Source organism: Roseiarcus sp., assembly GCF_049514155.1.
Lineage (GTDB): Bacteria > Pseudomonadota > Alphaproteobacteria > Rhizobiales > Beijerinckiaceae > Roseiarcus.
The window spans coordinates 1-12,325 of record NZ_JBEKVH010000123.1; the positions used below are offsets into that span (position 1 = coordinate 1).

The 12,325-nt window shown below is 67.6% G+C and carries 10 protein-coding genes; 4 read left to right on the top strand and 6 right to left on the bottom strand.

The features are described from left to right. Positions 1–404 precede the first annotated feature (404 nt). Positions 405–1,025, top strand: coding sequence for a ribonuclease H-like domain-containing protein (locus ABSF49_RS15850; RefSeq protein WP_424113621.1), 621 nt, complete (start codon positions 405–407; stop codon positions 1,023–1,025). Positions 1,026–1,312: 287 nt separating this feature from the next. On the opposite strand, the gene ABSF49_RS15855 is transcribed toward ABSF49_RS15850, so the two are convergent. The 3 genes from ABSF49_RS15855 to secA form a co-directional block, all read right to left on the bottom strand. Then, positions 1,313–1,714: an acyl-CoA thioesterase gene (locus tag ABSF49_RS15855; protein WP_424113622.1), complete on the bottom strand. Its 402-nt coding sequence runs from the start codon at positions 1,712–1,714 to the stop codon at positions 1,313–1,315. Positions 1,715–1,787: 73 nt separating this feature from the next. Then, a complete protein-coding gene (gene prmC, locus ABSF49_RS15860; RefSeq protein WP_424113623.1) occupies positions 1,788–2,669 on the bottom strand; it encodes a peptide chain release factor N(5)-glutamine methyltransferase in 882 nt (293 codons plus the stop codon). Beyond that, positions 2,648–5,476: a preprotein translocase subunit SecA gene (gene secA, locus ABSF49_RS15865; RefSeq protein WP_424113624.1), complete on the bottom strand. Its 2,829-nt coding sequence runs from the start codon at positions 5,474–5,476 to the stop codon at positions 2,648–2,650. The genes prmC and secA overlap by 22 nt, the downstream gene beginning before the upstream one ends. 351 nt (positions 5,477–5,827) lie before the next feature. On the opposite strand from secA, the gene ABSF49_RS15870 reads away from it, so the two are divergent. Continuing rightward, the gene (locus ABSF49_RS15870; protein WP_424113625.1) at positions 5,828–7,084 is read left to right on the top strand and encodes a cyclopropane fatty acid synthase; all 1,257 of its coding nucleotides are present in this window, start codon (positions 5,828–5,830) and stop codon (positions 7,082–7,084) included. A gap of 16 nt (positions 7,085–7,100) precedes the next feature. Here the strand turns inward: ABSF49_RS15870 and ABSF49_RS15875 are convergent, their stop codons facing one another. Then, positions 7,101–8,264 carry a PA0069 family radical SAM protein gene (locus ABSF49_RS15875; RefSeq protein WP_424113626.1) on the bottom strand — a complete coding sequence of 388 codons (1,164 nt, stop codon included), beginning with the start codon at positions 8,262–8,264 and terminating at the stop codon, positions 7,101–7,103. A gap of 200 nt (positions 8,265–8,464) precedes the next feature. Here ABSF49_RS15875 and ABSF49_RS15880 point away from each other — a divergent pair, with 200 nt between their 5' ends. Next, complete coding sequence (locus ABSF49_RS15880) at positions 8,465–9,328, top strand: oxidoreductase (RefSeq protein WP_424113627.1); 864 nt, start codon at positions 8,465–8,467, stop codon at positions 9,326–9,328. Between the two features lie 109 nt (positions 9,329–9,437). On the opposite strand, the gene ABSF49_RS15885 is transcribed toward ABSF49_RS15880, so the two are convergent. Both ABSF49_RS15885 and ABSF49_RS15890 read right to left on the bottom strand, forming a co-directional pair. Beyond that, on the bottom strand, positions 9,438–11,042 hold the full coding sequence (locus tag ABSF49_RS15885) for a regulator (RefSeq protein WP_424113628.1): 1,605 nt from the start codon (positions 11,040–11,042) through the stop codon (positions 9,438–9,440). A gap of 16 nt (positions 11,043–11,058) precedes the next feature. Further along, positions 11,059–11,760: a cysteine hydrolase family protein gene (locus ABSF49_RS15890; RefSeq protein ID WP_424113629.1), complete on the bottom strand. Its 702-nt coding sequence runs from the start codon at positions 11,758–11,760 to the stop codon at positions 11,059–11,061. Between the two features lie 272 nt (positions 11,761–12,032). Here ABSF49_RS15890 and ABSF49_RS15895 point away from each other — a divergent pair. Beyond that, the coding region (locus ABSF49_RS15895; protein WP_424113630.1) for a GntR family transcriptional regulator at positions 12,033–12,325 on the top strand (293 nt) is incomplete at its 3' end.

Below are 12,325 nucleotides of genomic sequence, written 5' to 3' on the forward strand. Positions count from 1 at the left end.
TGGAGCGCGCCGAATTTATCAATGTCCCGGCTCGACCCGGATCGCGTGGAAATTCCGACCACCCTCTGGAAAAGACTCACCGAGACGCTCTGCTACGCCGCGTAAATGGGCAAAGTCGAGCTGAGCGACGGGCGCGCTCCGATCCTCAACGGATTATGGGCTGGCTGTCTCGTCATCTCAGCCCGTCCTCAGGCGTCGTCCCGCGTGAGATGGGGCGACGGCCTCCCGTCCGCTATCGGCCAAGTCCGGAAACTCAAACTGGCCCACCGCCTTCGCCCGCGGTTTGCTTGACGCTCCAAGAGGCGCCTGCTAAGCATGCGGAAAGGCGCGCGAGCTAAAAACATGCAATATATCAACGTGTTGCGACTCAAGGCGACGAATCGGGCGGCGGAGCGCCGAGCGCCATGACGATCCGCCTCCACGCCGGCGACCTGCCGTCCGATCACAACCTCGGGCCCGCCGTCGCCATCGACACCGAAACGCTCGGCCTCGAAGTCGGCCGCGACCGGCTGTGCCTGGTGCAACTGTCGCGCGGCGACGGCTCGGCCGATCTGGTCCAGGTGGCGCCCGGACAGAAGCGCGCCCCCCATCTTGAGAAGCTGCTCGCCGATCCGAAAGTGCTCAAGCTGTTTCATTTCGGTCGGTTCGACATCGCCATGCTCTGCCACGCCTTCGGCGTGATGGCCTCGCCGGTCTATTGCACCAAGATCGCCTCGAAGCTCGCGCGCACCTACACCGATCGTCACGGCCTCAAGGACCTGACGCGCGAACTGCTCGGCGTTGAGATCTCCAAGCAGCAGCAATCCTCCGACTGGGGCGCGGAGACGCTCAGCGAGGCGCAGCTCGCCTACGCCGCCTCAGACGTGCTGCATCTCCACGCGCTGCGCGAGAAGCTCGACGCGATGCTGAAGCGCGAGGGCCGCGACGGGCTGGCCCGCGCCGCTTTCGCCTATCTGCCCGAGCGGGCGCGGCTCGACCTCGCCGGCTTCGCCGCGATGGATATCTTCGCCCACGCCTCGCCCTGAGCGGCGGACGTCCGTCGAGACTCGCCTGAACCCGCGTCCTTCGAGGCCGCTTCGCGGCGCTTCAAGACGAGGCGAGCAAAACGGCGAGCGCTCTCGAGCATGTTGCTTTTGGGTTGAGCCACACTCCGCCGTCATGTCCGGGCTTGACCCGGCCATCCAGACAGTGTCGGTCGAAGGGTCGAAATGGCGCTGCTGCGGCGGCCTTTTGCGCGGAGCGTCGCCGCTTGGATGGCCGGGTCAAGCCCGGCCATGACGCAACGGGCGATTCCGATCAATTCCAACCCGCTCTAGCTCTCCGGCGGCACGGGCCGCGGCCGGCCGCTCTCGTCGATGGCGACGAAGGTGAAGTGGGCGTCGGTGACCTTCTCGCGCTCATGCGTGTGGAAGCGGCGCGCCCAGGCCTCGACGTGGATCTTCATCGAGGTGCGGCCGACATGATCGAGGCTGGTGTAGACGCACAGCACGTCGCCGACCTTGACCGGGCGGATGAAGGTCATCGCGTCGACCGCGATCGTCGCTACCCGTCCTTTCGCGCGCTCGGAGGCGGCGATGCCGCAGGCCAGGTCCATCTGGCTCAACACCCAGCCGCCGAAGATGTCGCCGTTGGCGTTGGTGTCGGACGGCATGGCGACGAGACGGACGGTGAGTTCGCCGTGCGGCTGGTCCTGGGCGGTTTCGACGGTCGACATGGGGCGCTTGGCTCGAATCGCGTGACGGCGGCGAATGTGCAGCGCGCGCGGCGGCGAGGCAAGCGTCGCGCGCCTAGGGCGCGCGGCCGCCCGACACGACGCGCTCGATTCCGGCGAGATCGCGATGCGTCGCGAGATCGACCAACCCCGCCGCGGCGGCGAGCCCCGCCACCGCTTGGGCCTGGCCGGCGCCGACTTCGAGAAAGAACCTGCCCGTCGGCGCGAGCAGCCGGGCGATCTCCGGCGCCAGCGCGCGGTAGGCGTCGAGCCCGTCCGCGCCGCCGTCGAGCGCGAGACGCGGGTCGTGGTCCCTGACTTCGCGCGCCAGGCCGGCGATGTCGCCGCTGGGAATGTACGGCGGGTTGGCGACGATCAGATCGAACGGGCCTTCGAGGCCGTCGCCCCAGTCGCCGACGCGGATCTCGCTCCGCGCGACGAGGCCGAGCGACTCGAGATTGGCGCGCGCCTGCGCCGCCGCGCCGGGGCTGAGATCGACGCCAAGTCCATGCGCGGCCGGCAGCTCGGTCAGCAACGCCGCGAGCAGCGCGCCCGAGCCGACGCCGAATTCGATGACGCGCAGGGCTTCGCCGCGGCGCGCGGCGAAGGCGGCGAGCGCCGCTTCGACGATCGTTTCCGTTTCCGGGCGCGGGTCGAGCGTTTCGGGCGAGAGGGCGAACGTCAGGCCCCAGAATTCGCGCTCGCCCGCAATGCGCGACAGCGGCTCGCCGGCCGCGCGCCGCGCCGCGTAGCGCTGGGCGTCAGCTGCGGCCGCGCCGAGCGGCGCGTCAGGTTCGGCGATCAGGTCGGTCGGCTTGAGGCCGGCGGCGCGCAGGACCAGCGCCGCTTCGCGCGCCGGCGCGTCGACGACGCCGGCGAATGCCTCGGCGAGGACGGCGAGCGCCGTCGCCCGGCTTGTCGTCGGTCCAATCGACGTCAGACCAACTGTCCGTGGCAATGCTTGAACTTCTTGCCCGAACCGCAAGGGCAGGGCTCGTTGCGGCCGATCTTGCCCCAGGTCGCAGGATTGTTGGGGTCGCGCTCGGCGACGCCGGCGAACGCCGTCGCCGACGCGGTGGCGGCGACCGCGACGCCCGAGAATGGATTGCCGTCGATCGGTTCGGCGAGCGCGCCGAGCGGCGCCTCGTTCTCCCCGCCGCTCGCGTCGAGATGCTGGAACTGCATCGGCGGCGGCGGCTCAGGCGCCGGGGCCTGAAACCGAACTTCGATCCGCATCATCTGTGCGGTGACCGCCTCGTGCCACTGCACGATCAGCTTCTGGAACAGCTCGAACGCTTCCGATTTGTACTCGTTGAGCGGGTCGCGCTGCGCCATGCCGCGCCAGCCGATGACCTGGCGAAGGTGATCGAGGGTGACGAGGTGTTCGCGCCAGAGGTGGTCGAGCGACTGCAGGATCACCTGCTTCTCGACGTAGCGCATCGCCTCCGGCGTGTTGCGCTCCACGCGCTCGGCGTAGGCCTCGTCGGCGGCCTTGAGCAGCCGCTCGGCCATCTCTTCGTCGGCGATGCCCTCTTCCTTCGCCCAGTCGTCGACCGGCAGGTCGAGGTTGAGCTTGGCGACCACCTCTTCCTTGAGGCCGGCGACGTCCCATGCCTCCGGATAGGCGTCGGGCGGAATGTGGCGAGTGACGAGATCGTCGACGATGTCGGCGCGCATGTCGGCGATGGTCGGCTCGAGCGACTCCTGCGCCATCATCTTGCGCCGGTCCTCGAAGATGACCTTGCGCTGGTCGTTCATCACGTTGTCGAACTTGAGAATGTTCTTGCGGATGTCGAAGTTGCGCGCTTCGACCTTCTGCTGCGCCTTCTCCAGCGCCTTGTTGATCCACGGGTGGACGATCGCCTCGTCGTCCTTCAAGCCCAGCCGCTTCAGCATCGCGTCCATGCGCTCGGAGCCGAAGATGCGCATCAGGTCGTCCTGCAGCGACAGGTAGAACTTGGAGCGGCCGGGGTCGCCCTGGCGGCCCGCTCGGCCGCGCAGCTGGTTGTCGATGCGGCGGCTCTCATGCCGCTCGGTGCCCATGATGTAGAGACCGCCGGCCTCGATCGCCTTCTGCTTGAAGACCTCGACCTCGGCGCGGATCGCCGCCTCCTTGGCGTCGCGCTCCTCTTGCGTCGCCGCCGGGTCGAGTTCCTGCTTGACGCGCATCTCGACGTTGCCGCCGAGCTGGATGTCGGTGCCGCGGCCGGCCATGTTGGTGGCGATGGTGATCGCGCCGGGAACGCCGGCTTCGGCGACGATGAACGCTTCCTGCTCATGGTGACGGGCGTTGAGGACGGCGAAGTTCTTCGACGGCTTGCCGACCCGCGCCGCCGCGTAGAGGGCGGTCATCGCGTTGGGCCCGGCGAAGTCGATCTTCTTGTAGCCGCGGCGTTCGAGCACCTCGGCCAAATGCTCCGACTTCTCGATCGAAGTCGTGCCGACCAGCATCGGCTGCATCTTGGCGTTGGCGTCCTCGATCTCGCGCACCACCGCGCGCAGCTTCTCGTCGTTGGTGCGATAGACCTCGTCGTCCTCGTCGAGGCGGTCGACCGGCATGTTGGTCGGAATCTCGACCACGACCAGTTTGTAGATCTCGGCGAACTCGTCGGCCTCGGTCGCTGCGGTGCCGGTCATGCCGGCGAGCTTCTTGTAGAGGCGGAAATAGTTCTGGAACGTGATCGAGGCGAGGGTGACGTTCTCGGGCTGGACGGTGACGCGCTCCTTGGCCTCGAGCGCCTGGTGCAGGCCTTCCGAATAGCGGCGGCCGGGCATCATGCGGCCGGTGAACTCGTCGACGATGACGACTTCGCCGTTGCGGACGATGTAGTCTTTGTCGAGCTGAAACAGCTTGTGGGCGCGCAACGCCTGATTGACGTGGTGAACGAGAGTGGCGTTGGCGGCTTCGTAGAGGAAGCCTTCCTTCATCACCCCGGCGCCGCGCAGCAGCGCCTCGACGTGCTCGTTGCCGGCCTCGGTCAGGCTCACCGTGCGCTGCTTCTCGTCGATGTCGTAATCTTCGCGCGCCAGGCTCGGGATCAACGCGTCGACGCTCACATAGAGGCCGGAGCGGTCTTCCGAAGGGCCGGAGATGATCAGCGGCGTGCGCGCCTCGTCGACCAGGATCGAGTCGACTTCGTCGACGATGGCGTAGGCATGGCCGCGCTGCACCATCTGCGCCATGTCGTATTTCATATTGTCGCGCAGATAGTCGAACCCGAACTCGTTATTGGTGCCGTAGGTGATGTCGGCGGCGTAGGCCTGGTGGCGCTGCGCGTCGTCGAGGCCGTTGACGATGACGCCGACGGTCATGCCGAGGAACGTGTAGATCTGGCCCATCCACTCGGAGTCGCGGCGGGCGAGGTAATCGTTGACGGTGACGACGTGCACGCCCTGGCCGGCGAGCGCGTTGAGATAGACGGCCAGCGTCGCCACCAGCGTCTTGCCTTCGCCGGTGCGCATCTCGGCGATCGAGCCCTCGTGCAGCACCATGCCGCCGATCAGCTGGACGTCGAAGTGGCGCTGCTTGAGCGTGCGCTTGGCCGCTTCGCGCACCACCGCGAAGGCCGGGGCGAGGAGGTCGTCGACGGTCTTGCCGGCGGCGAGTTCGGCGCGGAATTCGTCGGTCTTGGCGCGCAATTGCTCGTCGGTCAGCGCGGCGAATTGGGACTCGAGCGCATTGATCTCGGCGATCTTCGGCCGGTAGCCCTTCAGCCGCCGGTCGTTGGCGGAGCCGAACATTCTCTTGAGCACCGTGTCGAGCATCTTCGACCTTTCAGAGCGCGCCAAATGCCGCGCCGTCCCTAGCGGCCGCGTCGCCGCGCGGCGACGGCCAGCTTTCCCTCGCGCCCGGAGCCGTCGGGCGAACGAGGCGGCGACGACAAAAGCGCGGAAACGGACGGCTTGGCGTCCTTTTCCGCGCCGCGGGACAGATCGGCCGCTGAAATAGGCGCCCTGGCCAGCCTTGTCAATGCGCGGCGGTTTGGGGCTGCGGCGGAAAGGCGGAGAGATTCCGGCAATATTGAATTTTATCCGCGCCCGGGCGTAGACTTACCCTTTCGATCGGCGGCTTCGCGTGCCTTCGGCGGCGAAGTTCGCAACGCCGAGGGGTGGGCAATGAACCGGTTTCTTGCGCTGTTCGTAGATAAGCTGATGCGTCATGGCGATCTCGAGGTCGAGACCTGCGATGGCGCCAAGCGTCGATTTGGCGACGGCGCCGGGCCGAAGATCGCCATCCGCATCGCCAATCGCGCCGCGGAGCGCGAACTCCTGCTGAATCCCGAGTTGGCGCTCGGCGAACTCTATATGGACGGCCGCCTCGAGCTCGTCGAAGGCGACCTCTACGAATTCGTCGCCCTCGCCGCCGAGAACTTGATTGCGTTCAGCCAGTCGCCTTGGATGAAGCTGCTCGAAAAGGTGCGCGCCCAGCTCAATCGATTCAAGCGGCGCAACAATCGCAAGCGCGCCAAGACCAACGTCGAGCGGCACTACGATCACGACCGCCGGCTCTACGGCTTCTTCCTCGACGCCGATCAGCAGTATTCCTGCGCCTATTTCGAGCACGAGGGCCAGTCGCTCGAGGAGGCCCAGCTCGCCAAGAAGCGCCACCTCGCGGCGAAGCTTCTGGTCGAGGAGGGGCAGAGCGTCCTCGACATCGGCAGCGGCTTCGGCGGCATGGCGCTCTATTTCGCTCAGATCGTCGGCGCGCGCGCCCTCGGCGTGACGCTGTCGGAGGAGCAGTTCGCGATCTCGTCGCGCCGCGCCGCGGAGTCGGGCCTCGGCGACCGGGTGGCGTTTCGCAAGCAGGACTATCGCGACGTCGGCGAGCAATTCGACCGCATCGTTTCGGTGGGCATGTTCGAGCATGTCGGCCTCAACGCCTACGACGAGTTCTTCGCCACCGTCCGCCGCCAGTTGAAGGACGACGGCGTCATGGTTCTGCACTCGATCGGCCGCAGCGAAGGGCCGAGCGCCACCAACCCGTGGATCCGGAAATACATCTTCCCCGGCGGCTATATCCCCAGCGTGTCGGAGACGATGGCGGCGATCGAGCGCTCGGGGCTCTACGTCACCGACATCGAGATTCTGCGGCTGCATTACGCCGACACGCTCAAGGAATGGCGCCGCCGCTTCCTCGCCCATCGCGACGAGGTGAAGGCGATCTACGACGAGCGCTTCTGTCGGATGTGGGAGTTCTATCTCGTCGGCTCGGAAGTCGCCTTCCGGGTCTACGGCCACATGGTGTTCCACATCCAGCTCGCCAAGCGCCAGGACGTCGTGCCGCGCACGCGCGACTATGTCGGCGAACGCGAAGCGAAGCTGCGCAAGCGCGAAGGGCAGAAGAATTCGGCCGCCTTGCGCGCCGCGAGCTGATCGGCGCGGGGGCGAATCAGAACAGCGACAATTGCCGCGGCGCGCCCGCCTCGGCAGGCGCCGGCGCGCGGAACAGGTCGCTGCGCAGCGACAGCGGCGTCTCACGATAACCGAGGCGCTTGGCGGCGATTTCGAAGCGGCGGCCGATCATCCACGCATAGGGGCCCGAGCCCGCCATGCGGCGGCCCCACTGCGACTCGTAATCCTTGCCGCCGTGCATCGACTGGGTCAGCGTGATCGCGCGCTTGAGCTTGTCGGGGAAGTTGACCGCCAGCCATTCGCGGAAGCTCTCGCGCAGCTCGAGCGGCAGCCGCAGCGCGACATAGCCCGCTTCGCGCGCGCCGGCGGAATAGGCGCGGGTCAGGATCGTCTCGATCTCGCCGTCGTTGACCGCCGGGATGATCGGCGCGGCCATGACGCCGACCGGCACGCCCGCCGCGGCGAGCTTCTCGATCGCCTCGAGCCGGCGCTCCGGGGTCGGCGCGCGCGGCTCCATCCGCCGCGCCAGCCCGCGATCGACCGTGGTCACCGAGACGAACACCTTGACCAGGCCGTCGGCCGCCATCGGCGCGAGCAGGTCGAGGTCGCGCAGCACCAGGTTCGATTTGGTGACGATGCCGACCGGGTGGCGCGCCTTCGCCAGCACTTCGAGCACGGCGCGGGTGACCCGGTACTGGCGTTCGATCGGCTGATAGGCGTCGGTGTTGGCGCCGAGCGCAATCACCTTCGGCTTGTATTTCGGGTTGGCGAGTTCGCGTTCGAGCAGCGCCGCCGCGCCGTCCTTGACGAACAGCCGGCTCTCGAAGTCGAGCCCGGCCGACAGCCCCTGATAGGCGTGGGTCGGCCGCGCGTAGCAATAGAAGCAGCCGTGCTCGCAGCCGCGATAAGGGTTGATCGACTGGTCGAACGAGATGTCGGGCGAATCGTTGCGCGCAATGATCGTGCGCGGCCGCTCGACCGTCACTTCGGTCGCGAGCGGCGCGGGCGCCTCGTCCGCCGTCCAGCCGTCGTCGATCGGCTCGCGCTGGAAGGCTTCCAGCCGGCCGCTCGGGTTGGACGCGGCGCCGCGGCCGCGGCGGCGGTCCGCGTCGACCAGCCGGTCGCCGAACCGCGCACCGAGCTGGCGCGCCACGGTCACGCGCTGGGAATCGTCGACGAGCTTCGAAGCCTGGGCCGCCATGGGTCGCCTCGGGCAGGAACATATCGTGAACGGATATCTAAGGCGTCGGGGCGAGGACGTCAAGGGCGCCGCGCTCCGCCCAGTCGCCACAATCGTTTCGCAATTGCTGGCGAAACTGCAGCCCTCGCCCTAAATGACCCGCATGCGCAGCGCGCGCCAAACGCGCCGCAGCGGCGCGCCCTTTCAAGGAGATTTCCGCCATGACCACGACTGCATCCGACGCGCCGGTTTGGTTCGTCACCGGCTGCTCGACCGGATTGGGCCGCGAATTCGCCCGCGCCGCCTTGGCGCACGGCTTCCGCGTCGTCGCCACCGCTCGCGATCCGCAGTCGATCGCCGACCTCGTCAAGGGCAAACAGGGTCAGGCGATCGCGCTGAAGCTCGACGTCGCCGATCCCGACGCGATCGCCGCCGCGGTTCATGAGGCCGAGCGCGCCTTCGGCCGCATCGACGTGCTGATCAACAACGCCGGCTACGGCTACATGGCCGCGGTCGAGGAGGGCGAGGACGCGGCGATCCGCGCCCAGTTCGAGACCAATGTCTTCGGCCTGGCGGCGCTGATCCGCGCCGTCCTGCCAGGCATGCGCAAACGCCGCAGCGGCGGGATCGTCAACATTTCTTCGGTCGGCGGCCTGCGCGGTTCGCCAGCCGGCGGCTATTATTGCGCCACCAAGCACGCGGTGAACGGCTTGTCGGAATCGCTGGCGCTGGAAGTCGAGCCGCTCGGAATCCGGGTGATGGTGGTCGAGCCCGGCCCGTTCCGCACCGATTGGGGCGGCCGCTCGCTGCAACATGCGCCGGCGAACATCGCCGATTACGAAGCGACGGCGCACAAGCGCGGCCGCGAGATCGCCAGCTACAGCGGTTCGCAGGCGGGCGATCCGGCGCGCGCCGCCGAAGCGGTGATCGCGGCGCTGCTCTCGCCCAATCCGCCGCGCCATCTCGTGCTCGGCCGCTTCGGCCTCGACATCGCGCGGGCGAAGTTCAAGGACATGCTGCGCGAACTCGACACTTGGGAGACGACCAGCCTCGGCGCCGATTTTCCCGTCGCCGGCGCGGCCTGACGGGGCGAGGAGCGCGCGATCCGCGCCGCGCGCTCTTCATAAATGCGGGGACGGCGGGCGCCGCGCCCCCAGGGCGCCCGCCGTCGAGCGGTCGGCCGGCGGGGAGAGGCTATTCCGCCGGCTGCGCCGCCGTCGCGCCTTCGCCGTGCATGACGCTCGGTTCGGCCGGCGCCACTTCGGCGAAGCGGGCGAAGCCGAACAGCATCGCCGAGACGGCGAGATAGCCGATCGCCACCACCGGCGACTGCGCGAAGCCGATCTCCTCGCCGTGGATGAAGCCGAAGAAAGTCAGGATCGCGCCGGCGAGCGCGAACCATCCCGCCTTGTCGAGCTGGCGCTCGATGATGAAGACCGTCACCGCGCCGAGAATGATGCCGGCCAGCGTCGCGCCGCCGCCGAGCGTCGCCAGGCCGTGATAGAGCACGCCGGCGTTGCCGAGCTTGTCGAAGCCGACCGCCGCCGCGTTGGTGCCCGCCGCGCCGAGCGCGCCGTCGATCATGGTTTTGCCCCAGGCGGCGATCTGCGGGATCATCGCCAGGATGATCGCCGGCGCGTGGGCTCTCGGCGTCTCCTGGAACGCCTGCGAACCGATCAGCATGCCGATGTAGAGCAGGATCGGCAGGATCGCGACGACCGGGATCAGCGCGCTCATCAGCGCGACGACGCCGAACCACGACAGGATGAGCACCATCACGCCGGTCGCGGCGGAATAGCCGATGCGCCCGCCCATCGCCTTCCAGCCCGGATGGCCGATGTAGACGGCGTTGATGAATGGGTTGCCGAGCAGGCAACCGATCAGGCTGATGATTCCGTCGGCGGTCAGCACTTGCGTGGTGGGGAAGGAATCGCCCGCCGCCGCCGCGCTCTCGACGTTATCCATCGCTTCGACGAGGTCGTAGATGCCGAAGGGAATGGCGGTGATCAGGATCACGCCGAGGTACTTGAAGCCGGAAAAGACGTGGTCGACCGCCGGAATCGGGAACGAGAAGCCGAAATGCGACACCGCGTCGCCGACCGACACCACGCTTAAGCCCCCATAGCCGAGGCCGAAGGCGTTCGACCCCCAGGCGATGATCGTCCCGACCGCAATCGCGACCAGGCCGCCCGGCACGCCGCCGAAATAGCGCACGCCGCCAAACCAATTGGCCAGGATAATGGCGAGGCAGACGATGCCGATCAGCGGCGTCTCGAACACCAGCAGGCCGGGCCGCATCGAGATGAAGGTGATCGAGATGCCGGCGAGCGAGCCGAGCAGCGCCGCGCGCGGCGTGATGCGGCGCACGACCGGGGCGATGAAGCCGCCGGCCATCAGCACGAAGCTCTGCACGAACACCCAGGTCAAGCCCGCTTCCCACGCCTGCACCGGATCGTTGGTCTTGAGCAGGATCGGCAGCATGACGACGAAGGTCACGACGAACATGTGCGGCACGCTGATGCCCGAGGGCAAAGCGCAGACGTCGGTGCGGCCGGTCTTCTTGGCGACGCGATAGGCGAGCCAGGCGTAATAGACCGTGCTGAGGAACAGCATCAGGCCGAGGGCGGGAAGGATGCGGCCGAAGACGAGCGCGTCGGGCATCTTCAGTACGAAGCGCAGCAGCCCGGTCAGCACCAGGACGTTGACCAGGATGTTGGTTCCGAATCCGAAGAAGGCGTTCCAATCGCCGGGCACCCAAAGGCGCTCGCTGCGCGGCGCTGTCATTGCCGAGGTCTGCATGGCTCCGCTCCTGTCGTTACGAGGCTTTCATCAGGCGCTTCTCTCCCGCCAGGGCTCCGATCAGAGTTTCGGAGTCGCCCACCCAGCCGAAGATTCCGCCCTGGGCCTTGATCATCTTCAGGCCCATGGCGTGGAACTCGGGAAAATAGGAGCCGACGCAATCCTCGAGCACGAGGCAGTCGTAGCCGCGGTCGTTGGCCTCGCGCACCGTGGTGTTGACGCAGACTTCGGTCGTCACGCCGGTGACGACGAGCTGCTTGATCCCGCGGTGTTCGAGAATGGCGTGGAGGTCGGTGGCGAAGAACGCGCCCTTGCCGGGTTTGTCGATCACCGGTTCGCCCGGCTCGGGATAGAGCTCGGCGATGATGTCGTGGCCGGGCTCGCCGCGCACGAGGATGCGGCCCATCGGTCCGGGGTCGCCGATTGAGGTCGCGCTGCGGCCGCGCGCCTTCTTGGCCGGCGGCAGATCGAACAGGTCGGGCCGGTGGCCTTCGCGCGTATGGAGAACGGGAAGGCCGGCGGCGCGCCAGGCCGCGAGCAGGCGGCGGTTCGGCTCGATCGTCCGCCGCAATTGCGACACGTCGTTGCCGAGCATCTCGCCGAAGCCGCCAGGCTCGAGGAAGTCGCGCTGCATGTCGATGATGAGCAAGGCGCAGCGCCCGGGATCGAACGCGAACGGATAGGGTTCGGCCGCGAGTTCGATGACCTTATTCGCCATCGCCGCTCTCCTTGATCGGATGCGAGCCGCCGGCGCCGCGGCGGGGCGCGTGACGAGCGCGCGCCGTGACAAGCGCGAGCGCCTTTGGCGGCTGAGCCTGTTCGAGGCGGGCGACGGATGGAGGCATCGGAAGACCTCGCCGTATTTGCATGCGCAAGACAATTTATGTATGCAATTCCGTCACATTGCATGCACATAATCTAGTTTTGTATGCTGATTTGTCGTGCTAATCCTGCCCAAGGACTGGGCGTCGAATCAACCGGGAAGAATTGGTGAAGTCGTCGGAGCCTGAGATTTCGACCCGCGCCGAGCGTCTCGCCGAAGAGATCGCCGCCTGCGTGCTTTCGGGCGAATTCACGCCCGGCCAGCGCCTCGACGAAGCTATGCTGGCGGAGCGTTTCGGAGTGTCGCGCACGCCGGTTCGCGAAGCGCTGCGACAATTGTCGTCGACCGGCCTGATCGAATCCAGGCCGCGGCGCGGCGCGACCGTCGCCAACGCGACCTCGGCGCAACTCGAGACCTTGTTCGGCGCGATGGCCGAGATCGAGGCGGCCTGCGCGCGGCT

Excerpts from the sequence above, each read along its gene's own strand:
- ABSF49_RS15885 (WP_424113628.1), bottom strand. The coding sequence starts at position 11,042 with ATGCAGACCTCGGCAATGACAGCGCCGCGCAGCGAGCGCCTTTGGGTG.
- ABSF49_RS15850 (WP_424113621.1), top strand. The coding sequence starts at position 405 with ATGACGATCCGCCTCCACGCCGGCGACCTGCCGTCCGATCACAACCTC.
- secA (WP_424113624.1), bottom strand. The coding sequence starts at position 5,476 with ATGCTCGACACGGTGCTCAAGAGAATGTTCGGCTCCGCCAACGACCGG.
- ABSF49_RS15890 (WP_424113629.1), bottom strand. The coding sequence starts at position 11,760 with ATGGCGAATAAGGTCATCGAACTCGCGGCCGAACCCTATCCGTTCGCG.
- ABSF49_RS15880 (WP_424113627.1), top strand. The coding sequence starts at position 8,465 with ATGACCACGACTGCATCCGACGCGCCGGTTTGGTTCGTCACCGGCTGC.
- ABSF49_RS15870 (WP_424113625.1), top strand. The coding sequence starts at position 5,828 with ATGAACCGGTTTCTTGCGCTGTTCGTAGATAAGCTGATGCGTCATGGC.
- ABSF49_RS15875 (WP_424113626.1), bottom strand. The coding sequence starts at position 8,264 with ATGGCGGCCCAGGCTTCGAAGCTCGTCGACGATTCCCAGCGCGTGACC.
- ABSF49_RS15855 (WP_424113622.1), bottom strand. The coding sequence starts at position 1,714 with ATGTCGACCGTCGAAACCGCCCAGGACCAGCCGCACGGCGAACTCACC.